Origin of the sequence: Flagellimonas marina (genome assembly GCF_042651185.1) — a bacterium.
GTDB lineage: Bacteria > Bacteroidota > Bacteroidia > Flavobacteriales > Flavobacteriaceae > Flagellimonas > Flagellimonas marina.
The window spans coordinates 337,952-362,511 of the sequence record NZ_JBHSCL010000009.1 but is presented as its reverse complement, the minus strand read 5'-3'; the positions used below and the strand labels follow the sequence as shown (position 1 = coordinate 362,511).

The window sequence follows — 24,560 nt, the reverse complement described above, 5'->3', positions numbered from 1 at the left end:
ATTGCTATTATGAAGAAAATTAAAGGATATATTTGGCCCACATTGCTGGCTCTTGCGGTGGCGATTGGGATTTTTATAGGAGGAAAACTTCACTTTAATGACAGCCCAGAAAAGCTGTTCTCCACCAATTCCAAAAAAGACAAGCTCAACCGACTTATCGATTATATCGACTATGAATATGTGGACGATATTGATACGGATAGCATTGTAGATGTTACCGTGAACAATATTTTGGGCAAATTGGACCCTCATTCCGTCTATATTCCAAAAAGCGAAATGAAGGAGGTTTCCGAAAGCATGAAAGGTGATTTTGTGGGGATTGGGGTTAGCTTCTACAAATACAGAGATACTATAACGGTTATAAGAACCATAAAAAATGGCCCGAGCTACATCAGTGGCATTAAACCTGGAGATCGCATACTCTCGGCAAACAATGACACCCTTTTTGGTCGAAGAATCCCTAACGAGGATTTGGTTTCCAAATTGAAGGGCAAGGTTGGTACAAAGGTCGATTTAAAAGTGTTCCGAAAGTCGGAAAACAAGATTTTGGACATCACCGTCATTCGCGATCATGTGCCTATCAAAAGCGTGGACGCCTATTATATGCTTACCAAAGACATGGGCTACATTAAAATAAATCGTTTTGCGGAATCCACTTTTGATGAATTTAAAGACGCCCTTAGAAAGCTTAAACTTAGAGGAGCGGAAAAATTAGTACTGGATTTGCGCGACAACCCTGGGGGATATCTTGGTATCGCTGAAAAATTGGCCGATGAGTTCTTGGAAGATGACAAGCTAATTCTATTTACCAAGAACAAAAAGGGGCGTATCAAAAAAGCATATGCTACCAGTAAAGGGGATTTTGAGAACAGACCGGTCTATGTTTTGATCAACGAACGCTCTGCTTCGGCCAGCGAGATCATAGCAGGGGCGCTTCAAGATAATGATATTGGTACCATTGTGGGAAGACGTTCCTTCGGAAAAGGATTGGTGCAACGCGAAATGGATTTAGGGGATGGCTCAGCCGTGCGATTGACCGTTTCCAGATATTATACCCCAACGGGCCGTTCCATTCAAAAATCCTATAAAGATGGAAATCGGGATTATTACCAAAGGTTCATGGACCGTTATATTAGTGGGGAACTTTCTTCAGCAGACAGCATAAAGGTGGCGGATTCCCTCAAATTCAGAACTCCAAAAGGAAAAATAGTGTACGGCGGTGGTGGTATCATTCCAGATGTGTTTGTTCCCATTGGCAGTAATGAGGAAGAGGCCATTGAAAGTATGGACGATACTTATCAGTTCTTCTCCAGATTTGTTTTTGAACATTTGGAAGAGGACCGCACCCGATATTTAGACTATACCCGTAACCAGTTTTTGGATGAATACCGAGTGGACGACATTCTGTTTGACGAGTTCATCCAGTTTGTGCTGAATCGTAAAATAAAACTCGACTTCTATGCCCAAGAAGACAAGATAAAGGCTTTTATCAAGGCAAACATTGCCGAGCAATTATTCTCACCCAACCTATCTGCTCAGATCAAGGGAGAGTACGATTCCATGCTCAAAAAGGTAAAGGATATCGATACCGCTGTCTTGGAGCGGTCTTCAGAAGGCATTATTGGAATGCACAATTAATTCTTTTTCAGCTTATCCTGGATCTTTTTTGAAGTCATGAAAATCAGTAAAAGGACAATAGCGCTCAACGAGGCCACAATTCCGATGAGGGCAATAGTGCTATCGCCCTGAAAAGGATTTTCAAAATCTACCAAGGTTACATTGTAGGCGATTAACCCCAATGCTAAAACAATAAGGATGATACTGAATGTCTTGCTCATAATGGTGCTTTAAACTCCGTGCTGAAAAAGCTGGTTAATGTTGGCGGCAAATAGCTTTACCGCGATGGCCAAGAGAATCACTCCAAATACCTTTCTAATGATACTAAGGCCTATATTTCCCAAAACCCGCTCAATTTTGGCACTGGATTTAAGTACTATGTATACAAAGATAATATTTAGGATAATGGCAATGATTATGTTTTCCACATGATATTCTGCACGTAATGCCAAAAGCGAGGTCATGGTTCCTGCTCCTGCAATAAGAGGAAAGGCAATGGGGACAATGGAGGCACTTTCGGGCATATCATCTTTGTAAAGGGTAATGCCCAAGATCATTTCTATGGCCAAAAAGAAAATGATAAAAGAACCTGCAACGGCAAATGAGTTGACATCAATTCCGATCAGGGAAAGGATACGTTCCCCTACAAAAAGAAAGGCAACCATAATACTGGCCGCTACAATGGATGCTTTTTCAGATTGAATATGGCCCACTTTGCTTCTCAATGATATGATGACAGGAATACTTCCCACGATATCGATCACGGCAAATAGAATCATACTGGCGGTAGCGATTTCCTTAAAATTTAAATTCATGACGTTCCTTTTTTCGGTCTGCAAATGTACGTCTTAAAACGACTTTTGGATGACATAAAATGTTGGGGAAATGTCAAATTTTTAGTTTTGGATTACCTTTGTCCCCAAAGAAGCAAAACCAATGTTCCAGTTAGGCAATACTATAGTGTCCGAAGAGATTTTGGAAAACGATTTTGTTTGCAATCTCAATGCATGCAAAGGCGCTTGTTGTGTGGGAGGGGAGTATGGTGCCCCAGTAGAGGATTCAGAAACCGATATTCTGATGAACACCTATGAAAAAGTAAAATCGTATCTAAGACCTGAAGGCATCAAGGCCATTGAAGAACAAGGAACTTTTGTAAAAGGTGAGGATGGCGAGTGGGAAACACCTTTGGTGAACAACAGTGAATGCGCTTATGTGATTTTTTCTGATGATGGGATTGCCAAATGCGGTATTGAGGCCGCCTGGGAAGATGGGGTCACCAAATGGAGAAAACCCATTTCATGCCACCTGTACCCAGTGCGTACCAGAGCATATTCAGAGTTTACTGCGGTGAACTACCATAAATGGGAAATCTGTGACCCGGCCTGTAGTCTGGGAAAAGAACTAAAAGTCCCTATTTATAAGTTTGTGAAGGATGCCCTCATCCGAAAATTTGGAAAGAAGTGGTACGAGGAATTGGAAGAGGTTGCAATAGGTCATGCTAAACCGTAGGAATATCCAAAATGACCCTAGTGCCCTTGGGACTTCCATCTGAATTGAACAAATCCACAATGTCCACGTCAAATTTGTTCTGGTAGTCTTTTGAGAAGTTGGCCAAACGTTCCTTGGTAATCCTAATACCTACTGATTTGCGTTTGAGTACCCTGTTTTCCTTATTGACCTCGGCAGCTCCTCGACCTACACCATTGTCTTCGATTTCTATGGATACGTGGTTTTGACTTTTTCGTTTTACGTTCAAATGAATCATCTTTTTGCCCTCTTTGGGCGAAAGTCCGTGCCAAAGGGAATTCTCAAGAAAGGGCTGTAATGCCAACGAAGGGATTTTTATGTTGGATGGGCAAAGATCTTCATCAACGGTGATCTTAAAATCAATTTCATTGGAAAACCTGATATTTTCAATGTTCATATAAAGTTCTATGGTCTCCAATTCTTCGGCCAGGGTAATTTCCCGTTGCGATGAGGCTTCCAGGATTTTGCGGATTAGTTTAGAAAACTTGTTCAGGTAGTGAACTGCATTTTTCTGCTCATTGTTGATGATATAGAGCTTAATGGAGTTCAATGAGTTGAACAAAAAATGGGGGTTCATTTGGCTACGCAGCATATTCTGTTCCAAGGAAAGAACCCGTTTTTCATTTTTGTTTTGGTATTGTCGGTATAAAATGTAGAGGATGGAAGCCACCAACCCCACAATCAAGGCACTCACCAATAATGTGGTTTGGTTTTTCTTTAACCGTAACCGAACAATTTCATTTTCTTTGGCCAAGACGGAGATTTGGTTGTTCTTTTTCTCAGCCTCATACCGAACGATAACATCGTTCATGTACCTTAGGTTGGTGGCACTTGAAATTTCCTTTTCAGTCTCGGAGGCTTCTTTGTAGTAGGTGTAGGCTTCTTCAAAATTGCCGCGTTCATGCTCCAGGTCGGATAGCTTTTGGTAACCGACCACAATATTGCTGGGCATATTGTGGTTTTTCGCCATCTCAAGACCTTCTTTGATAAAGTTTTCAGCGCGATCAAAATCCTCCAATTTGGTATAGGCCCAACCGGTATTTATAAAGACAGATGAGGTGATAAAAAAATCACCTATGCTCTTTGATTCCTCATGGAGGGGCTCCAAAAGTACCAAAGCGGCGTAGGGCATATCTTGTTTGAGGTAGACTTGGGCCAAACTGTTCTTGCAGATGACACGTCCATAGTCAGAATTTATCTCCTCATTGTAGGCCAAGGATTTTCGATAGTTTTCCAAGGCACCTTCCAAATCGCCCTTTTGCTCCAAACAATCCCCAATGTTTTGGTGGTTAATGGCCAGCCCCAGTTTGTTGCCAAGTTCCTCCTCCAGTTTAAGTGCCCTTCTAAACTGCATAATGGCCAGGTCGTACTGCTCTAGGGTTTGATACAGATTTCCAATACTGTTCAGCGATACGTTGATGCTCCTTTTTATGTGGTGGGAGGGGTTTTCAACCTGTTCTGCGATTTCCAAGGCTTTTTGGTTGTAGTCCAAGGCCGTTTTTATGGCGTCGGTACGCCGATAGACCACTCCCAGCATATTCAAACTTAAAACCTTCAGCTCCGTATTATTGGCCTTTTCGGCAAGTTCAAGAGCTTTTTCATGTAGGTCCGCAGCCTTTTTAAACTGCGAAGTGTTCCTATATTCCCTGCCTATGTGGTCGAGTGCAAAGGCTTCGCCCTCCAAATAACCATTCTCGCGTGCCAAATTGGCAAAATAACGCAAAAGGATGGTGTCCTGTTTTTCACTTTTGAGTTCTGTATCAAGTGAGAGGAAGGTCTTGGGCATCAATTCCACCAATCGCTCCGCTTTTTCCTTAAAATCTTCTGGAATATCCTGGCCATGCGATAGGAGAACTGCGAACACTGAAAACAGTAGCTGCAAAATTACCTTTCGCAGAAGACCTAGGTTGTTGATGTGTTTGAACTCAATTTTAAGCACAGGTACATTAAGTAGTTACAGCATATCCAAAAAATCGGATTTTTTTTGCCGTGAGACTGGGATTTTATGGTTGGATTCCAAGACGACATATCCATCGGTCTTAAGGAATTCCTTTATTTTATTCAGGTTGATGATATAGGAATTGTGAATCCTGAAAAAGCTATTGTCTGGCAAGAGGGTATTTACTTCCTTCAACTTTTTTGTAAGCAATATTTTTTGTCCATCGGTCAAGAAAATAGTGCTATAGTTCCCATCAGATTCGGCATAGAGAATATCGTCACTATTCAAAAATACCAATTTGCCATCTGTGTTTATGGTTATTTTTTTGCTTTGTGACTCTGCATTGAAATTTAGCAATATCTTCTCTAACCGCTCTATGGTCAAATTCTTGGCATTGAATTTTTTTATTTTGGCGATGGTCAACTCAAGATCGTCGGTGTCAATAGGTTTGAGCAAATAATCAATGGCCTCATTTTTTAAGGCTTGAAGGGCATATTGGTTATAAGCGGTGGTAATCACCACAGGGAAATCTTTGTTCTTTAGGTTTTTGATGAACTGGAACCCGTCCATTGCCGGCATCTCTATATCCAAAAAGAGACAGTCCGGAGTATGGTTTTCCAGATAGCCCAAAGCTTCATGGGCATCGGTGAACGACGCAATGATGTCCACTTCATCGCTCAAATTGGTCAACTCCCAACTTAAGCTTTGCAGTGCCTTGATTTCGTCATCTACAATAACCGCTTCTAGCATAGATACAATATAGGTAAACCAAAGTTAGGATATTCTGTTTAAGCTTTTTAAAATTATGTGTTGTTGGACATTTAACGCGTATAACTGGTAAAAAATGTCAAATCAAGTGAATATGGTTCTTTTTTCTGGCAGTTTGAAATATAATTAGAGGGAAATGAGGTACAGAGGCTTAAATTCTTGAAACCAATTATACATAAAAGCCAACCGTTTATACATCCAGGTAGGGAGGCAGGTTTAATGTTCTCTATCTTGGCCCTGGTTAAAATTAGGGTACTTATATAATAGCGTATTAAAATGAAAAAGTGTTTTATTCTATTTATACTATTGATTGTTGCCTTGATTTTTGCAGCTGTGTCTGAAAGTAAAGACCTGAAGACACATGCTAAATGGGATAGGGTGGCGGTAGAGAGCCACCAAGCTCCCAGATAACGATCATATACATATTACCAATAAATAGTACGGCCAAAGCAACCAATTCTCTTGATTATAGAAACCGCTTGCAAAGAAAAAATCTTCAGAGGAGCTTTGGTTCATCATTTGGTTTTAGGTTTCGGGGGAACTACCTAGAATTAAATACGTCCAACAGCATAACCTGAAGAGGCCGTACGTTTGGTAATACATATCATAAAAGCACTAACCGCAATTCATAAGCAGTAAGACCAATCAGTATGTTGTAATATACTTTTTGGTCTTTTTTATTTGCCGAAAATCAGCTCCTAAAAAGTTATTAAAACCCATATTTTGCTGAGGCCACTAGGGTATGCCGCTGACCAAGATTTCAACAGTCAGTGTTAAAAACTTTGCTTCCGTTTCACACAAACGCCCTTTACAATCTAACAACATTTTTGAATCTTTGTTAGTCCCTATTCACAAGGAATTCTCCTTCCAGATTGTAAAATTTAACAAGCGATTATGTCAGAAGCAGTAGAGCCCATATTACAAGAAAACAAAGATAGATTTGTAATTTTTCCCATCAAGCATCACGATTTATGGGACTGGTACAAAAAGCAGGAGGCTTGTTTTTGGACCGCTGAGGAAATTGATCTTCATCAAGATCTTTCTGACTGGAACACCAAGCTGAATGATGATGAGCGTTATTTCATAAAACATATTTTGGCCTTTTTTGCCGCTTCGGATGGGATTGTGAACGAAAACTTGGCCGAAAACTTTGTAAATGAGGTGCAATACTCGGAGGCAAAATTTTTCTACGGCTTCCAGATTATGATGGAGAACATCCACTCTGAAACCTATTCGTTGCTCATCGACACCTATGTTAAAGAGGAGAAGGAAAAAAATGTGCTGTTCAAGGCCATTGAAAATTTTCCCGCTATTAAAAAGAAGGCCGATTGGGCCTTAAAATGGATTGAGTCACCCAGCTTTGCAGAACGATTGATAGCTTTTGCCGCAGTAGAAGGCATTTTCTTTTCTGGTGCATTTTGCTCCATCTTTTGGTTGAAGAAAAGAGGACTTATGCCCGGGCTCACGTTTTCCAATGAGTTAATTTCACGTGATGAGGGGATGCATTGTGACTATGCCGTGCATCTGCACAACAATCATTTGGTGAATAAAGTTCCAAAGGAACGCATCAAGGAAATCATTGTGAATGCACTCGATATTGAAAGAGAGTTCATCACGGAATCACTCCCCGTAAGTTTGATAGGGATGAATGCCAAACTAATGACCCAATACCTGGAGTTTGTAACAGATCGTCTATTGGTTGAGTTACAGTGCGAGAAGGTATACAATGCCACCAATCCATTTGATTTTATGGATATGATTTCGCTCCAAGGGAAAACCAATTTCTTTGAAAAACGCGTATCTGAATACCAAAAGGCCGGCGTTTTGAACAAGGAAAAAGATTCTGATTCGCAAAAAATCAGTTTCGACGCAGACTTTTAATACCCCTTTTGCTTGTAGACTGTCAATAGCCCCGGAAGTTTTCATGCACCCAACACAAAATGTTAATTTTTTAACATAAACAAAAATATAGAACACTTAATATTCGTAGCGCCATGTATGTAGTAAAAAGAGATGGAAGAAAGGAGCCGATCATGTTTGACAAGATCACGGCCCGGGTTAGAAAACTTTGTTATGGACTCAATTCGTTGGTGGACCCCGTAAAGGTGGCCATGCGCGTAATTGAGGGGTTGTATGATGGCGTTACCACTTCCGAGTTGGATAACTTGGCTGCGGAAATCGCCGCCACCATGACCACTACGCATCCCGATTACGCCAAGTTGGCGGCACGCATTTCGGTTTCAAACCTGCACAAGAACACCAAGAAATCCTTCTCCGAGACCATGAAGGATCTTTACGAATACGTGAATCCAAGAACAGGCAAAAAAGCCCCTTTGTTATCCGATGAGGTGTATAAAGTAGTTTCTGAAAATGCTGAAACCTTGGACTCGACCATTATTTACAACCGAGATTTTGGCTACGACTATTTCGGTTTTAAGACCTTGGAACGCTCCTATTTGCTTAAACTGAATGGCAAAATCGCCGAACGTCCCCAGCACATGCTCATGCGGGTGGCCGTTGGTATCCATTTAAATGATTTGGAATCGGCCATAGAAACCTATGAGTTGATGTCCAAAAAGTATTTTACACACGCCACGCCCACATTGTTCAATTCAGGAACACCAAAACCACAGATGTCTTCCTGCTTCCTTTTGGCGATGAAGGACGATAGCATAGACGGAATCTACGACACCTTGAAGCAAACTGCAAAGATCTCACAATCTGCTGGAGGAATTGGCCTTTCAATCCACAACATTAGAGCAACAGGCTCTTATATTGCAGGGACTAATGGGACTTCAAACGGAATTGTGCCCATGCTTCGTGTCTTCAACGATACAGCACGCTATGTGGACCAAGGAGGTGGAAAGCGCAAAGGAAGTTTCGCCATTTATGTGGAGCCTTGGCATGCCGATATTTTCGACTTTCTGGATTTGAAAAAGAACCATGGAAAAGAAGAAATGCGTGCCCGTGATTTGTTCTATGCCATGTGGATTCCAGATTTGTTCATGAAACGTGTTGAGACCGATGGCGAATGGACTTTGATGTGTCCCAATGAATGCCCAGGACTTTTCAGTAACCACAGTGATGAGTTTGAAAAACTGTACACTCAATATGAAGCCGAAGGCAAGGGGCGTAAAACTATAAAGGCCCGTGATCTTTGGGAGAAAATATTAGAGTCCCAAATAGAAACGGGAACCCCATACATGCTCTATAAGGATGCCGCAAACCGCAAGAGCAACCAGAAGAACTTGGGAACCATTCGTTCTTCCAACCTGTGTACCGAGATTTTGGAGTATACTTCTCCAGATGAGGTTGCGGTATGTAATTTGGCCTCGATTGCGCTTCCCATGTTCATAAAAAATGGCGAGTTTGATCACAAGGAATTATTTCGAGTTACCAAGCGGGTCACCAAAAACTTGAACAAAGTGATTGACCGTAACTTTTATCCCGTGGAAGAAGCCCGAAATTCAAATATGCGACATAGACCCATTGGTTTGGGTGTTCAAGGGTTGGCGGATACTTTTATTTTATTGCGGATGCCTTTTACCAGCGATGAAGCCAAAAAGTTGAACCAAGAAATCTTTGAGACCTTGTACTTTGCTGCAGTTTCTGCTTCCATGGAAATGGCCAAGGAAGAAGGTACCTATTCCAGCTACGAGGGGTCACCCATATCAAAAGGAGAGTTCCAACACAATCTTTGGGGCATCAAAGATGAAGAACTTTCAGGGCGATGGGATTGGGGCAAGCTCAGAAAAGATGTCAAAAAGAACGGGGTCAGAAACTCCTTATTGGTCGCGCCGATGCCAACCGCCTCAACATCACAGATTTTGGGGAACAATGAGTGCTTTGAACCCTACACCTCCAACATCTATACCCGTAGGGTATTGTCCGGAGAATTCATTGTGGTGAACAAACATCTTTTGGAAGATTTGGTTCGATTGGGCTTATGGAATGAAAACCTCAAGCAAGAGTTGATGCGTGCCAATGGTTCCATTCAACATATTGATGTGATTCCGCAGGAAATCAAAGAACTCTACAAGACGGTTTGGGAACTCAGTATGAAGGACATTATAGATATGAGTAGACAACGGGGTTACTTTATAGATCAAAGTCAATCATTGAATCTCTTCATGGAAAATGCGAACTATTCCAAATTGACATCGATGCATTTCTATGCATGGAAGAGTGGTCTAAAAACAGGAATGTACTACTTAAGGACCAAATCTGCTGTGGATGCCATTAAATTTACCTTGGACAATACCAAAAAGAAGGAGGAGCCTGTTAGTGTTGCGGTTGAGGCCGAAGCGTCATCTGCTGCTTCCGCAGAGATATTGAAAGTGGAGGCTACAGAGGCGAATCAACAGGAAGTGGACATACAACCTATGTCGCCAGAAGAAATGAAAGAAATGATCGCACGTGCCAAGGAAGGTCAAGCAGATGATGATTGCTTGATGTGTGGGTCATAGCCCGTACTGAGCTTTATCAGTATGTGTGATAGTGTTTATTGATCAGATACCTCGGAGAACGTTCACCCCACTTATAGAACCATCCGAGGTATTTTTGTTTGAATAATGAGCTGCAAACAATAAAAAAACCTCCCGAAAAGGAGGTTTTTTATTTTAAAAGGAGAACAAAACTACAGCGACCAGGCTTTGCCCCCAGTCAATGTAGTTACATCTTCGCATGCAATATATTCACCAGGAATAGGAGCATAGGCCAATACCTCTTCCCCAACATATTCAGAGTTTTTATAAGCCCAAATAGCCAAGTCTCTTAGGTCATTGGCAAATGAAAAACTGGCCACGTCATCATCAATATCACCCTCACCGCCATTCATTACAGCTTCCATATAGCTATTGATGGCCTCTGTGTGGGCTTCTTCTTGCTCTGGCGTGCGTTTGGTCAAGTATGTCTTTAAAACTGGTTCTATGTCGGTAGCTTCAACATCTGCTAAAGATTGTTTGCCAGAGTCCGATAACACCTTGTCAAAAAATTTGCCCATTCTTAGCTTCACAAAATCCAATTGGTCCTCAGGAAGAACCTCATTCATGAAGGAATCAAAGAAAACATGTACGTTCATTTCAGTGGCTGAAGGTGTATCTGTTTTTGGCAAAATAACATCTAAAGTCTGTGCCAGTGCATAACCTTGGTCTTGGCTCAAAAATGAAGGCACCCATTCTGCATAGGCAGGTTTATCCTTGCAGCTTTGAAGCAATCCCAATAGTGTTGGAGTGGCCACGGCATACCCGAAGGCCATCCCCATATTTTTAAGTGCAGATCTTCTTTCCATTATATATTTCCTTTTTTAAGTTCTTGAGCGGCATGATTGGCAGCTCTGGCCGTAAATGCCATATAGGTCAATGAAGGATTCACACAGCTTGCGGATGTCATGAAAGCCCCATCGGTTACGTAAACATTTTTACAGGCATGAACCTGATTGTTTCCATTTAGTACGGAAGTCTTGGGGTCTCGTCCCATACGGGCGGTTCCCATTTCATGGATACCAAGGCCCAAAGCTCCTGGATTGTCGAATGGTTGTACATCCCTAAGGCCTGCTTTGGTAAGCATTTCTACTGCCTGTTCCTTCATATCCTCACGCATTTTCCATTCGTTGTCTCCGAATTCCGCGTCAAAGGTGATGGTAGGCAATCCCCATTGGTCCAATTTATCATAGTCCAGGGTCATTCGATTGTGCTCATAAGGCAATACTTCGCCGAATCCACCCATTCCAAAGGTCCATCCACCTGGTTTAAGAATAGCCTCCTTTAAATCTTTACCATACGATAATTCTGCTACGGTTTCTTCCCAGTTACCTCTTCCGGCACCACCTTGATAACCATAACCTCTTATGAACTTATCTGTATTTGAATTTCCTCCCAAGTTTCTAAATCTGGGAACATAGACTCCATTGGGTTTTCTACCTTTATAATATTTATCCTCAAATCCATCAAACTTACCGTTGGCACCTACACCTAAATGATGGTCCATGATATTTCTTCCCAGTTGATCGGAGTCATTGCCCAATCCGTTGGGGAATCGGTCCGATTTGGATTGCATCAATATGGAAGTGGAAGCAATGGAAGAAGCGCAAAGGAAAATGACTTTCGCTTTGAATTCAAACTCTTCCTTGGTTTCCCGGTCTATTACCTTTACACCAGTTGCTTTTTGGGTATTTGGGTCATAAATTACCTCATGCACGATTGAATCTGGTCGCAAGGTCATGTTTCCTGTTCTTTCGGCGGCGGGCAATGTTGAGGAAACACTGCTAAAGTAGGCGCCAAAAGGACATCCTCTAATACAACGGTTTCTAAATTGGCAACGAACACGTCCGTCACCATCAAATTGTTTATCACTATTGATGTGGGCCACCCTTCCTGCCGTAATCACACGGCCATCAAAATTTTCGGCTACTTTTTCACGTACATGGCTTTCCAAACAGTTGAGCTCCATCATAGGCTCAAAAATTCCATCAGGAAGCTGTTCCAATCCAAGATTTTCACCAGAAACACCGATATAACTTTCAACTTTATCGTACCAAGGGGCAATATCTTTATAACGAACGGGCCAATCTACTGCAATGCCATCATTTTTGTTGGCACCAAAGTCGATGTCACTCCAACGGTAGCTGTGACGTCCCCACATAATGGAACGGCCACCTACGTGATAGCCACGCATCCAATCAAATCGTTTTGTTTCGTTATACGGATGGTCAATATCATCCACAAACCAAAAATTGTGCGGTGCTTTTACGGTATATCCAGTTCTGGCCTGTTTTTCCTGTCTGGCAGCTTTTTCTCTTGGCAATTCACCGTTATGGGGAAAATCCCATGGGTCTGAATTGGCTGTAGGATAGTCTTCTCTGTGTTTTACCATGGGACCACGTTCCAAGACGAGGGTCTTAAGGCCATTTTCACATAGCTCCTTAGCAGCCCATCCGCCACTAATGCCAGTCCCTACTACTATGGCATCATAGGATTCCTGCTCCTCGTTGTAATAAAATTTACTCATTTATTCGGATTGTTTATTTGCTAAATGTATTAATTATTAAATTAATTTTCTACATTTAATCCCTATGTTTATTGAGAATTCACTACTATAACGTTGTAGTTTTTGAATTCTCCAAGAAAAATTGATAGCCTTAATTTATGAAGAAAATGAGTATGTTTCAAAATGGCTTTTTAGCTGTTTTGATAATTTTAGTATCGGGATTTTATTCCTGTAAGGAGAATCCAAAAAAGGAAACCTCTGAAAATCAACAAACAGAAGAAATGGAGATTGAAGCGACTAGTCCCTCCTATAAACTTTCATTGGCCCAATGGTCACTGCACCGAATGATCAGGGACGAGGGCATGGACCCCTATAAATTTGCAGAAAAAGCAAACGAATGGGGTTTTGAGGGACTTGAATATGTAAGTCAACTCTATTATTCCGAATTGGAAAAAGACAATTTTTCCGAAACGGCCATGGCGGCTTTTGTGGAAAAATGTAAAGCTGAAAGTGAAAAATACGGTCTGGAGAACCTATTGATCATGATTGATGGACAAGGAGATTTGGCTGCCACGGATCAAGAAGTACGAAAAGCAGCTGCTGAAAACCATTACAAATGGGTAGACGCTGCCGCAGCTTTAGGATGTCATTCCATACGAGTGAATTTAAACGGGACCCAGGACCCAGAAGCATGGGTGCCAGCGTCAATAGATGGGCTGACCCAGTTAGCTACCTATGCCAAGGACAAGAACATCAATATTATAGTGGAAAACCATGGCGGGCCTTCATCCAACGCTCAATTGTTAGCAGAAGTAATTGAAAAAGTAGGTATGGACAATTGTGGTACCCTACCGGATTTTGGCAATTTCTGTATAAAAAGGAAGGCAGGGGATTACTATGAATCCAATTGTGTGGAAGAATATGACAGATACAAAGGGATGAAGGAATTGATGCCCTACGCTAAGGGGGTCAGTGCCAAATCCTATAATTTTGATGAAGATGGCAAAGAAACCACCATTGACTTCGCCAGAATGATTAAGATTATTAAAGATTCTGGATACACGGGATTCATTGATGTGGAATATGAAGGAAATGAGCTGAGTGAGGAAGAAGGTATTGTGGCCACCAAAAAACTATTGGAAGAACTGCTTTGAACACCTTTTAAGTTAAGGACTGTATGAAGGGATTTTTACAACAACTCTTCGACTATAATTTCTATTGCAACAAAAAATTGATTGCACAGTGTGGTTCCCAGAAAGTAATTTCTGAGAACTGCACGCGTCTTTTTAGTCATATCTTGAACGCACACCATATTTGGAACCAACGAATTTTGGGAAATTCATCTGAATATAGTGTTTGGCAAGAACATCCTTTTGCCCATTGGGAAGACATTCACTATGACAACCAGCGAAGTTCGTTTGAGATCATAACCAATGCCAGCGACCTGCATAAAAGAGTAGAATATGAAAATAGTGAGGGAAGAACTTTTGCCAACGAACTACAAGACATTCTGTTCCATGTTGTAAATCATTCCACACACCACAGAGCCCAAATTTTAAAGGATTATAGGGATTCGGGTATCGCTCCTGAACCTTTGGACTATATATTTTATAAAAGATAATCTCTCAATGAGCACTAAAATAAAGTTTCAGCTTTCATTCATGATGTTCCTCGAATTTTTTATCTGGGGAGGTTGGTTTGTAACGTTGGGAATTTATTTGCCAAGTACCTTAGGAGCAAGCGGGGGTGAAACAGCATTGGCTTATTCAAGTCAATCATGGGGAGCGATTATTGCCCCTTTTATTATTGGATTGATTGCGGATAGATACTTTAATGCAGAGAAGATTCTGGGAATCCTTCATTTAATTGGAGCTTTTCTAATGTACCAAATGGCCAATGCAGATACTATGGCTGCATTTGTTCCATTTGTATTTGCTTACATGATAGCCTATATGCCTACATTGGCTTTAGTGAATTCAGTTTCTTTTAATCAAATGAAAGATCCTTCAAAAGAATTTGCATTTGTTAGGGTTTTTGGAACACTTGGATGGATAATAGCGGGACTTATATTTATTAGTGCCATTTTCCAATGGGATTCTCCAGAGAACATAACAAACGGTGCACTGAGAAACACCTTTTTAATGACTGCGATAGCATCTTTAGTTTTAGGACTGTTTAGCTTCACATTACCCAAAACACCACCAAAAGTAGGTAAGGGTGAAAAAGTTACCTTATCAGATTTATTGGGTCTGGAGGCACTAAAACTTCTAAAAATCAAAAACTTCTTGATTTTTTTCATTGCATCAATCTTAATATGTATCCCTCTGGGCTTTTATTATCAGCATGCAGGACAATTTTTAGGTGAAATTGAAGCTTCAATTACATTATTTGGTAATGAAATTGGGCCAGCAGGAATGATGACCATAGGTCAAGCTTCAGAGGTGCTATTTATGTTGCTGCTGCCATACTTCTTCACCAAATTTGGGTTTAAGAAGACCATCATGGCCGGTATGCTGGCATGGACCATTCGGTATTTATTATTTGCCTATGGCGATGCTGGTGAAATGGCCTTTATGCTATTGATTGGAATAGCACTTCATGGTATCTGTTATGATTTTTTCTTTGTATCGGGCCAAATTTATACCGATACAAAAGCAGGCCCTAAATACAAAAGTGCAGCTCAAGGGTTAATAACCTTGGCTACCTATGGTGTTGGAATGCTAATAGGATTTTGGGTGGCCGGACAGATTACCGATGCCAATATCATAAGTGAAAATCAGCATAATTGGATGAACATTTGGCGATTCCCCGCCTTTTTTGCCTTGGGTGTGGCCATACTTTTCATGATTTTCTTCAAAAACGAAAATGTATCATATAAACAATAATTAACTGACTAAATTGAACCTAATGGAACAAGTAAACAAGAATAGACTTTTTATTGCATCCTGTGTAGCCTTATTGGTAACAGCAATGACTTTTGCAATAAGGGCACGACTAGAGACCGTTTTTGGACCCGAAGGGGTTGGACTAACCTTGGAACAAATAGGCTATGCTTTTACGCCTGCCTTTTGGGGCTTTACCTTGGCTATGCTTTTTGGTGGTCCTTTGGTGGATTTTTTGGGAATCAAAAAAATAACATGGATTGCATTCATTACCCATGCTATTGGTATTGTCTGGACTATTTTGGCAAAAGATATGACCTCACTTTTCATTGCTACTTTGTTTGTGGGTATTGGTAATGGTTTTGTTGAGGCTGCACTTAACCCCATGATCGCATCAATGTATCCTAAGAGTAAGACCAAAATGTTGAACCGTTTTCACGTATGGTTTCCTGGCGGTATTGCAATAGGGGGCGTTGTAGGATGGTTGGTCATGGATGTAATGGGTCTTAGCTGGCAAATAATGGTTGGCACCCTGTTTATCCCATTGATTATCTACGCGATATTGTTTTATGGACAAAAATTTCCTGTTACCGAACGTGTGGCACTTGGGGTTACCAATAATAAAATGCTGTCTAGTCTTGGTAAGCCCCTCTTCATTTTTATGGTGCTTTGTATGATGCTTACGGCTGCCTCTGAATTGGGGACCACCCAACGTATTGAGTCCTTATTAAAGGAATCTGGCACCATACCTCTGTTGGTCCTTGTTTTTATCAACGGAATTATGGCTTTGGGTAGAGCTTTTGCAGGTCAGGTCATTCATAAATTACAACCCTCTGGGATGCTTCTTTTTTCAGCAATATTTACATTTATAGGCCTTTGGTTGTTGACCATAACAAGTGGCTCTGGAACATTTTTAGCCGCTGGGGTGTTTGCTATAGGAGTTACCTTTTTCTGGCCTACCATGCTCGGTTTTGTTGCAGAATACCTGCCAGAGACCGGAGCTTTAGGATTATCCATCATGGGAGCTGCAGGAATGCTTTCTGTCTCCATAGTATTGCCCATTATGGGGAACCTTATGGACAATGCCAGTGCACATGAAGCGCTTCGTACGATGTCAGCCTTACCCGCTATATTGATTGTGGCCTTTATTGGATTGTATATATTTATGCGAGGAAAAAAAGTACAGACAGAAGATTAAGTTTCAATAATAGAGTAAAAATTAAGATGTATGCCAAAAAAAATCAGACTTGGAATTCTTGGAGGTGGCGGCGATTCGCTCATTGGAGTATTGCACAGAGTGGCCTCCTTCATCAATGACAACTATGAAATTGTAGGGGCGGTCTTCAACCCCGTTTATGAAGACAGTATAGACTTTGCAAAGGAAATCGACGTTCCTACCAATCGTATTTATAAGGATTTTGATACGTTGGTAGAGGAGGAGTTGAAGCTTCCAGAGGATGAACGGATTCAGGTGTGTTCCATTTTAACACCTAACTTCTTGCATTTTCCCATGGCCAAAAAATTGTTGGAAAATGGATTCCATGTCATTTGTGAAAAACCAATGACCACCACCTACGAAGAAGCAAAAATTTTACAGGAGACCCTGAATAAAGCGGGAACCGTTTTTGCAGTCACCCATACCTATACGGGGTATCCCATGGTTCGGCAAATGCGTGAAATGATCAAGGCAGGCGAATTGGGCAAAATCCATAAAGTGGATGCCCAATACTACCAAGGCTGGATCAATCCTATCATTCACGATAAGGAAAAACGCTCTTCCGTATGGCGATTAGACCCTAAAAAGGCGGGAATTAGTTCGTGTATGGGAGATATTGGAGTGCATGCTTTTAATATGATTGAATTTACCACTGGGCTACAAGTAAAATCCCTGTTGTGTGATTTTAATTACCTCTACGATGACAACCAAATGGACGTGGACGGAACAGTGCTGATTCGCATGGGGAAACATGCCAAGGGTGTCATTCGTGCCAGCCAAGTGGCCACAGGAGAAGAAAACGGACTTACCATTGCCATTTATGGTGAAAAAGGAGGTTTTAAATGGGAACAGGAGAACCCCAACTACCTCTACAAGTTGAATGACCCAGAACCACTTCAAGTGTTAAAGCCAGGACATGCGTATAACTCTAAGCTTTCTTTGGATGGCACCAAATTACCTCCTGGGCATCCTGAAGGTATCTTTGATGCCATGGCCAACATCTATTTGGGTGCTGCTAGGGCTATTCGCGGTGAAAAATATAATGACGGGGAGTTCCCAACCATGTTGGATGGAGTCCGAGGTCTCAATTTTATTGAGAGTTCTGTGGCTTCACACAAACAGGGAAACGTTTGGGTGGATTTGGATTAAACCTTTTTAACATCAAAGAAATTAAAAGGCCGCAACTTGCGGCCTTTTTTTATCGCTTAAAGAGCATTTCAAACCCATGAAAGACAACGATCATGCTTTCCCGTGGCGTCTTGCCATACTGGGCAAGCTCTCGTGAGAAATAGGGCCAATGGGTCTTTTTCCAGTGCTCTAGGCTTTTGTCACCTTCACCTTCCAGTCGGGCTTGTTCTTCCCGAACAGCAAAATAAGGGACCAACTTCACCGAGGTAGTCCTAATGATACACTTGGCATTTCCGTTCCAGTCGGTGACCACCGTAAACTCCCCAATCTTCGGAAGGGGTTCATTTCGTTGTTGCATCCCGATCAGGGAATGTGAAATGGCCCGTTTGGTCTCCTTACAAATTAAATCCGCACAAGTGTTGGCATCTTCTTCATTGTCATAAAAGCACACCACTTTTGGTGCTTCTTTGGAAGCATATTCCAAATGGGCGTCCAAAAAATCGCCCCACATATTTCGGGCAGATGCATTTTCCATAAGCAGGTTTTTAAGAAAATTTGTTTTGTTTAAACTGTTCAGCGGCATGGTTGGCCGCTCTGGCGGTAAAAGCCATATAGGTCAGAGATGGGTTAACACAGCTGGACGAGGTCATAAAGGCACCATCCGTTACATACACATTGGGTGCATCATGCACTTGATTGTATTTGTTCAGTACCGAAGTTTTTGGATCATGCCCCATTCTTGCGCCACCCATTTCGTGAATGCCCAGTCCCGGTCCTGTTTCAGTATCATAAGCTTGCACATCCTTAAAGCCAGCCGCTTTAAAAATGGCCACGGCCTCCTTTTTGATGGCTTCCCGCATCTTGATTTCATTTTCCTTGAATTCAACATCAAAATCCAATTGAGGAAGACCCCACTGGTCTTTTTTGTCCTTGCTCAGGGTAACCCTATTATCATGATGTGGTAACATTTCACCAAAGCCCGTCATTCCAATCTGCCATTCTCCGGGTTGTAAAATGGCTTCTTTTAAATCTTTTCCATATCCCATCTCGGCAACGGTCTCTTGCCAATTGCCCCTACTGGCACCACCTTGGTAGCCAAACCCACGTACAAAATCTTTTTGTTTGGTTTTATCGTTCAAGTTGACAAACCGGGGAATATAGAATCCATTTGGTCTTCTTCCCTTGTAATACTTGTCCAAATACCCATCAACTTTGGCATTAGCCCCTAATTGGTAATGGTGGTCCATGATGTTTCTACCTACTTCATCATGGTTGTTGCCCAAGCCATTCGGGAATGTTTTGGATTTGGATTGCAACAGAATTCCGGTTGATGCCATGGCCGAGGCACACAGAAAAATAATCTTTCCCTTGAACTCCAAGGTTTCATGGGTTTCCCGATCAATGACCCTAACTCCAGTAGCTTTTTGCTGGGCATCATCATAAATAACCTCATGCACAATGGAATTGGCTCGAAGGGTCATGTTTCCGGTACGCTCGGCTGCGGGAAGGGTAGAGGAGTTACTGCTAAAATATCCCCCGAAAGGGCAACCCCGCCAGCAACGATTTCGATATTGACAAGGGCCACGACCCTCAAACTCTGCAGTGCTTTCAGTGATATGTGCCACACGCCCAATAGTCAGCAAACGGCCGTCATCAAATTTTTTCGCTATCGATTTCTGTAAATTTTGCTCCACACAGTTCAATTTCATGGCCGGTTGAAATTTTCCATCAGGTAGATGCGACAACCCTAGAACTTCGCCGCTTACCCCAATATATTCCTCCACCTTGTCGTACCACGGAGCAATATCTTTGTAGCGCACAGGCCAATCAATGGCAATGCCTTCGTTTTTATTGGCTTCAAAATCCACATCGCTCCAGCGATAACTTTGTCTGCCCCATGTAATGGAACGGCCCCCAACGTGGTAACCGCGAATCCAATCAAATCGTTTGGTTTCTTGGTAAGGATGTTCAAGATCGTTAACGAAGAAGTGTTTAACATCATCTCTTGGCGCCCATCCTACCCGTAACTGTTTATGATACTTTTTTTTGTCTTCCCGGGTCAATTCACCTTTAAAAGGATAGTCCCAGGGGTCATCGTGCATGGTCTTGTAATCTTCAATATGTTTTACCATTGGGCCGCGTTCCAAAACCAAGGTTTTCAATCCGTTTTCGCAGAGTTCCTTGGCCGCCCATCCGCCACTTATTCCCGTTCCCACCACAATGGCATCATAAACTGTATTTTCGTTCACCGTAATACTTTTTAATTGTTTGCTAATTCCTATATTTATGTTTTCTACATGGGAAGTAAAAATATCATAGAAATTTTTTTAAATATAGAAGATAAATCACAATATTTTGCGGATTTGTTGATTCAGAAAACCATTTTAAATGAAAACAATTAAAGGACCGGCTGTATTCTTAGCACAGTTTGTGGACAGTCAACCTCCGTTCAATTCGTTGGATGGATTATGCAAGTGGGCCGCTGGCCTTGGCTATAAAGGAATTCAAATACCAACTTGGGAATCGTTCCTGATTGACTTGGACAAAGCTGCCGAAAGTCAGGATTATTGCGATGAGCTCAAAGGAAAGATAAACTCCTACGGTCTTGAGATTACAGAGTTGTCTACCCACCTTCAAGGACAGTTGGTAGCCGTTCACCCAGCCTATGATATTATGTTCGACAATTTTGCGCCCAAAGAACTGCATGGCAAACCAAAAGAGCGCACAAAATGGGCTGTGGAAACTGTAAAAAAGGCAGCCACCGCAAGCCGTAGATTGGGTCTTAAGGCACATGCTACATTTTCTGGGTCTTTACTTTGGCATACGGCACACCCTTGGCCACAACGACCTCCGGGTTTGGTGGAAATGGGCTTTGAAGAGCTGGCCAAACGATGGATGCCCATCTTGAATCATTTTGACAAAGAAGGTGTGGATGTATGCTACGAAATTCACCCAGGTGAGGACTTACATGACGGAGATACCTTTGAGCGTTTTTTGGAAGCCACTGGAAATCACAAACGGGTGAACATTCTCTATGATCCAAGCCACTTTGTGTTACAGCAGTTGGATTATATTGAATATATCGACATCTACCATGAGTTCATCAAGTCCTTCCACGTGAAGGATTCAGAGTTCAATCCTACGGGAAGGAAAGGTGCCTTCGGTGGATACAACGACTGGGGAGATAGAGCAGGGCGCTATCGCTCCTTGGGCGATGGCCAAATTGACTTTAAAACCATCTTTTCCAAATTAACGCAGTACGGATGCGATGTTTGGGCCGTAATGGAATGGGAATGTTGCATTAAAAGTCCGGAGCAAGGTGCCCGTGAAGGTGCCAAATTCATTCAAGATCACATTATTGAAGCCACCCAAAAGACCTTTGATGACTTTGCGGGGGCTGACGTGGATACAGAAAAACTCAAAAAGATACTCGGTTTATGAAAAAAGTAGCAGGAATTATTTTAGCAGTTCTGGTGTTGGCTTGCAAAGGAAAACAAGAAAAACAAGGAGAAGTTGATTCGGACCCCATGGCAGGGGCTGAAAAAGAAGTTCCTCCTCCATCAACAAATGAATGGACCGTTCTTTTCGATGGCTCATCTTTTGATGGGTGGCATATTTACAACGGAGGAGCAGTTGGAGCGCCATGGAAATTGGAGGATGGCGCAATGATTTTTGATCCTTCGCTGGATGAATCCGATGGAAAACACTTCAACCTGGTTACCGATACGGAGTACACCAGTTTTGAACTGTCTTTGGAATGGATGGTGAACGAAGGTGCCAACAGTGGTGTCATGTGGGGTGTTGTGGAAGATGAAAAGTATGGAGAACCCTATGTAACCGGACCAGAAATCCAAGTGTTGGATAATATTGGCCACCCTGATGGAAAAAATGGACCGACCCGTCAAGCGGGAGCCTTATATGATATGATTCCTACCGACTCAACTGCGGTAAAACCAGTTGGCGAATGGAATCATTTTGTGCTTACCATCAACCACAAAACCAATGAAGGCAGTGTAGTTTTGAACGATAACACTGTTGCGGAGTTTCCCGTCCATGGAGATGCTTGGAACGAGATGGTGTCCAAATCAAAGTTTGCCGATTGGGAGCATTTTGGCAAGTTCAAAACGGGTAAGATTGCCCTTCAACATCATGGAGAACCCATTGTGATTGGATATAGAAATATTAAGATTAAAGAACTATAGGATGCAAAAACTAAAAAGTATTTTGTTGATAATGTTGGGGTTGATTGCCACAACCGGTTTTGCCCAGCTAGAAGAGGAGCCCACAAAACCAGAACAAACCGAATTTTACGAACCCGTAGTGCCTGTTGTTACCCCGGGAAAAGATGGTGCACCGCCCAGCGATGCCATTGTTCTTTTTGATGGGACTAATCTGGACAATTGGGTCAGTATGGCTGACAGTACCGCAGCAAAATGGATTGTGAACAATGATGGCAGTATGACGGTAAAGAACAGAACGGGTGACATTCAAACCAAACAAAATTTTGGGAGCATCCAACTTCATATTGAATGGAAATCCCCGGCTGAAATACAAGGAAAAGGTCAAAGCCGTGCAAACAGTGGTGTTTTTCTTTCGGGATTGTACGAAGTACAAGTTTTGGACAACAACAATAACGACACTTACGTGAACGGACAGGTGGGGTCCATTTACAAGCAACATACCCCCTTGGCCATGGCCTCTGTTCCATCAGGAGAATGGAACACGTATGACATTATTTATCATCAACCTGTATTTGAGAAGGGCCAAAAAGTTAAATCAGGGACCCTGACGGTCATCCATAATGGTGTTTTGATTCAGGATCATGTAGAAATCAAAGGAACCACACCCTACATTGGTTGGCCTAAAAACCCGGTTCATGGTAAAGGTCCTCTTCGACTCCAAGATCATGGTGACAATAGTAGGGTGAGCTACAGAAACATTTGGGTAAGGGAGTTGGACTAATTCCATTTTAAACTCCACGTTTACTAGGTCAAGGGGTCAAAAGCTATTTTGGTTACCTTTGGCAAAATATCTATTGCTATATGATTCAATCCATGACCGGTTTTGGGAAGCACGTGGCGCAGCTTCCATCCAAGAAAATTACTGTGGAACTCAAATCACTCAACAGTAAAAGTTTGGATATCAATGCCAGAATTCCACAATCGTATCGTGAAAAGGAGTTGGAGCTCCGAAAAATGATAGCTGATGTATTGGTACGAGGAAAGGTAGATTTGGGACTTTATGTTGAGATTACCGGCGAGGAGACCACAGCAGAAGTGAATCAGGGCATGGTAAAAAAATACATGGAACAATTGGCACAACTAGCCAAAGGCGATGACATAAAATTGCTTGAACTGGCGCTGCGCATGCCCGATACCCTAAAAACGGACAAGGACGACATTGACGAATCTGAATATGAAGCCATAAAAGAGGCCCTTAAACAGGCACTTTCTGAGATAACCACATTTAGGAATGAGGAGGGCAAGGTTTTGGAACAGGATTTTGTGGAGCGTATCAAAAATTTAATCACCTTATTGGATAAGGTCAATGCCATGGACCCAGAGCGTTTGGCCACTGTGCGCGAACGTTTGGAAAGAGCGGTGAGTGACCTTAAGGTTGAATTGGATGCGAATCGATTTGAGCAAGAGCTCATCTATTATTTAGAAAAGTACGACGTTACCGAGGAGAAGGTTCGCTTGGCCAATCATTTAAGTTATTTTGAAACTACTCTCAAATCGGACGACTCCAATGGAAAGAAATTGGGCTTCATTGCTCAGGAAATAGGTAGGGAAATCAATACCATTGGTTCCAAGGCCAATTATGCGCCCATGCAGCAATTGGTGGTACAAATGAAGGATGAGTTGGAAAAAATCAAGGAACAAATGCTCAATGTGCTATGACAGAAGGGGGTAAACTCATCATTTTTTCGGCGCCTTCAGGAAGTGGAAAAACTACCATTGTCAAATATTTGTTGGCCCAACCAGAGCTGAACCTTGCCTTTTCAATTTCGGCTACATCCCGCCCAAGGAGAGGAAAGGAGAAACACGGTGAGAATTATTACTTCATGTCCATTTCTGAGTTTAAAAAGCATATTAAGCAAGGTGATTTTTTGGAGTGGGAAGAAGTATATCGCGATAACTTTTACGGCACTTTAAAGGCCGAGGTGGAACGCCTTTGGGCCGAAGGGAAGAATGTTATTTTTGATATTGATGTTTCAGGGGGGCTTCGGATAAAAAAGAAGTTTCCGGAAGAGACATTGGCCGTTTTTGTAAAGCCGCCCAGTGTGGATGAATTGAAAATTCGGTTAAAGAAGCGAAGCACCGAAAGTGATGACAAAATCAATATGAGAATTGCCAAGGCGTCCGTAGAATTGGCCACTGCCCCTCAGTTTGATAAAATCATTAAAAACTACGATTTGGATGTTGCGCTAAAAGAGGCCCATAAGTTAGTAGCCGATTTTGTGGGTGCCAAAACCCCAGATTCAAAAGAAGATTAA

22 protein-coding genes are annotated in these 24,560 nt (G+C 42.0%); 14 read left to right on the top strand and 8 right to left on the bottom strand.

Features of this window, described 5'->3' with window-relative positions:
• Nucleotides 1-9 precede the first annotated feature (9 nt).
• On the top strand, nt 10-1,638 hold the full coding sequence (locus ACFOWS_RS15410; RefSeq protein ID WP_366586261.1) for a S41 family peptidase: 1,629 nt from the start codon (nt 10-12) through the stop codon (nt 1,636-1,638).
• Here ACFOWS_RS15410 and ACFOWS_RS15405 read toward each other — a convergent pair.
• Together ACFOWS_RS15405 and ACFOWS_RS15400 are read right to left on the bottom strand one after the other, a co-directional pair.
• Nucleotides 1,635-1,838, bottom strand: a complete 204-nt coding sequence (locus tag ACFOWS_RS15405; protein WP_366586264.1) for a hypothetical protein — start codon at nt 1,836-1,838, stop codon at nt 1,635-1,637. The two genes, ACFOWS_RS15410 and ACFOWS_RS15405, sit on opposite strands and share 4 nt — an antisense overlap.
• 9 nt (nt 1,839-1,847) lie before the next feature.
• A complete protein-coding gene (locus ACFOWS_RS15400; RefSeq protein WP_366586266.1) occupies nt 1,848-2,432 on the bottom strand; it encodes a MarC family protein in 585 nt (194 codons plus the stop codon).
• 121 nt (nt 2,433-2,553) lie between these two features.
• On the opposite strand from ACFOWS_RS15400, the gene ACFOWS_RS15395 reads away from it, so the two are divergent.
• On the top strand, nt 2,554-3,126 hold the full coding sequence (locus tag ACFOWS_RS15395; protein WP_379766395.1) for a DUF3109 family protein: 573 nt from the start codon (nt 2,554-2,556) through the stop codon (nt 3,124-3,126).
• Here ACFOWS_RS15395 and ACFOWS_RS15390 read toward each other — a convergent pair.
• Together ACFOWS_RS15390 and ACFOWS_RS15385 are read right to left on the bottom strand one after the other, a co-directional pair.
• Entirely contained in the window at nt 3,116-5,083 is a 1,968-nt protein-coding gene (locus tag ACFOWS_RS15390) for a tetratricopeptide repeat protein (protein ID WP_379766392.1), read from the bottom strand. The genes ACFOWS_RS15395 and ACFOWS_RS15390 overlap by 11 nt on opposite strands.
• Nucleotides 5,084-5,098: 15 nt before the next feature.
• Nucleotides 5,099-5,833, bottom strand: coding sequence for a LytR/AlgR family response regulator transcription factor (locus ACFOWS_RS15385; protein WP_366586272.1), 735 nt, complete (start codon nt 5,831-5,833; stop codon nt 5,099-5,101).
• A gap of 912 nt (nt 5,834-6,745) precedes the next feature.
• Between ACFOWS_RS15385 and ACFOWS_RS15380 the strand changes: the two genes are divergently transcribed.
• Together ACFOWS_RS15380 and ACFOWS_RS15375 are read left to right on the top strand one after the other, a co-directional pair.
• Nucleotides 6,746-7,732: a ribonucleotide-diphosphate reductase subunit beta gene (locus tag ACFOWS_RS15380; protein WP_366586274.1), complete on the top strand. Its 987-nt coding sequence runs from the start codon at nt 6,746-6,748 to the stop codon at nt 7,730-7,732.
• A gap of 113 nt (nt 7,733-7,845) precedes the next feature.
• Nucleotides 7,846-10,317 carry a ribonucleoside-diphosphate reductase subunit alpha gene (locus tag ACFOWS_RS15375; protein WP_379766389.1) on the top strand — a complete coding sequence of 824 codons (2,472 nt, stop codon included), beginning with the start codon at nt 7,846-7,848 and terminating at the stop codon, nt 10,315-10,317.
• A 170-nt stretch (nt 10,318-10,487) separates the two neighbouring features.
• Here ACFOWS_RS15375 and ACFOWS_RS15370 read toward each other — a convergent pair whose 3' ends face one another.
• Together ACFOWS_RS15370 and ACFOWS_RS15365 are read right to left on the bottom strand one after the other, a co-directional pair.
• Nucleotides 10,488-11,141, bottom strand: a complete 654-nt coding sequence (locus tag ACFOWS_RS15370) for a gluconate 2-dehydrogenase subunit 3 family protein (protein WP_379766386.1) — start codon at nt 11,139-11,141, stop codon at nt 10,488-10,490.
• On the bottom strand, nt 11,141-12,859 hold the full coding sequence (locus tag ACFOWS_RS15365) for a GMC family oxidoreductase (protein WP_366586281.1): 1,719 nt from the start codon (nt 12,857-12,859) through the stop codon (nt 11,141-11,143). The genes ACFOWS_RS15370 and ACFOWS_RS15365 overlap by 1 nt, the downstream gene beginning before the upstream one ends.
• A gap of 137 nt (nt 12,860-12,996) precedes the next feature.
• Here ACFOWS_RS15365 and ACFOWS_RS15360 point away from each other — a divergent pair, with 137 nt between their 5' ends.
• Genes ACFOWS_RS15360 through ACFOWS_RS15340 form a run of 5 tightly spaced genes read left to right on the top strand, consistent with a single transcriptional unit; the run spans nt 12,997 to nt 18,085 of the window.
• Complete coding sequence (locus ACFOWS_RS15360; RefSeq protein ID WP_379766383.1) at nt 12,997-13,992, top strand: sugar phosphate isomerase/epimerase family protein; 996 nt, start codon at nt 12,997-12,999, stop codon at nt 13,990-13,992.
• 23 nt (nt 13,993-14,015) lie between these two features.
• Complete coding sequence (locus ACFOWS_RS15355) at nt 14,016-14,459, top strand: DinB family protein (protein ID WP_379766380.1); 444 nt, start codon at nt 14,016-14,018, stop codon at nt 14,457-14,459.
• Nucleotides 14,460-14,466: 7 nt separating this feature from the next.
• Entirely contained in the window at nt 14,467-15,723 is a 1,257-nt protein-coding gene (locus ACFOWS_RS15350; protein WP_379766375.1) for an MFS transporter, read from the top strand.
• A gap of 22 nt (nt 15,724-15,745) precedes the next feature.
• Nucleotides 15,746-16,918: an MFS transporter gene (locus tag ACFOWS_RS15345; protein ID WP_366586289.1), complete on the top strand. Its 1,173-nt coding sequence runs from the start codon at nt 15,746-15,748 to the stop codon at nt 16,916-16,918.
• Between the two features lie 30 nt (nt 16,919-16,948).
• Nucleotides 16,949-18,085: a Gfo/Idh/MocA family protein gene (locus ACFOWS_RS15340; protein WP_379766371.1), complete on the top strand. Its 1,137-nt coding sequence runs from the start codon at nt 16,949-16,951 to the stop codon at nt 18,083-18,085.
• 49 nt (nt 18,086-18,134) lie between these two features.
• On the opposite strand, the gene ACFOWS_RS15335 is transcribed toward ACFOWS_RS15340, so the two are convergent.
• Nucleotides 18,135-18,599, bottom strand: a complete 465-nt coding sequence (locus ACFOWS_RS15335) for an ASCH domain-containing protein (protein WP_379766368.1) — start codon at nt 18,597-18,599, stop codon at nt 18,135-18,137.
• A gap of 10 nt (nt 18,600-18,609) precedes the next feature.
• Nucleotides 18,610-20,313 carry a GMC oxidoreductase gene (locus ACFOWS_RS15330; RefSeq protein ID WP_379766365.1) on the bottom strand — a complete coding sequence of 568 codons (1,704 nt, stop codon included), beginning with the start codon at nt 20,311-20,313 and terminating at the stop codon, nt 18,610-18,612.
• 139 nt (nt 20,314-20,452) lie between these two features.
• Here ACFOWS_RS15330 and ACFOWS_RS15325 point away from each other — a divergent pair, with 139 nt between their 5' ends.
• The 5 genes from ACFOWS_RS15325 (at nt 20,453) to gmk (ending at nt 24,560) form a co-directional block, all read left to right on the top strand.
• Entirely contained in the window at nt 20,453-21,505 is a 1,053-nt protein-coding gene (locus ACFOWS_RS15325) for a sugar phosphate isomerase/epimerase family protein (protein WP_379766362.1), read from the top strand.
• The gene (locus ACFOWS_RS15320) at nt 21,502-22,266 is read left to right on the top strand and encodes a 3-keto-disaccharide hydrolase (protein ID WP_379766360.1); all 765 of its coding nucleotides are present in this window, start codon (nt 21,502-21,504) and stop codon (nt 22,264-22,266) included. The genes ACFOWS_RS15325 and ACFOWS_RS15320 overlap by 4 nt, the downstream gene beginning before the upstream one ends.
• Nucleotides 22,267-22,297: 31 nt before the next feature.
• Nucleotides 22,298-23,026 carry a 3-keto-disaccharide hydrolase gene (locus ACFOWS_RS15315; protein WP_366587070.1) on the top strand — a complete coding sequence of 243 codons (729 nt, stop codon included), beginning with the start codon at nt 22,298-22,300 and terminating at the stop codon, nt 23,024-23,026.
• Between the two features lie 80 nt (nt 23,027-23,106).
• Nucleotides 23,107-23,964, top strand: coding sequence for a YicC/YloC family endoribonuclease (locus ACFOWS_RS15310; protein WP_379766357.1), 858 nt, complete (start codon nt 23,107-23,109; stop codon nt 23,962-23,964).
• Nucleotides 23,961-24,560, top strand: a complete 600-nt coding sequence (gmk, locus tag ACFOWS_RS15305) for a guanylate kinase (protein WP_366586303.1) — start codon at nt 23,961-23,963, stop codon at nt 24,558-24,560. Before ACFOWS_RS15310 ends, gmk begins: the two co-directional genes overlap by 4 nt.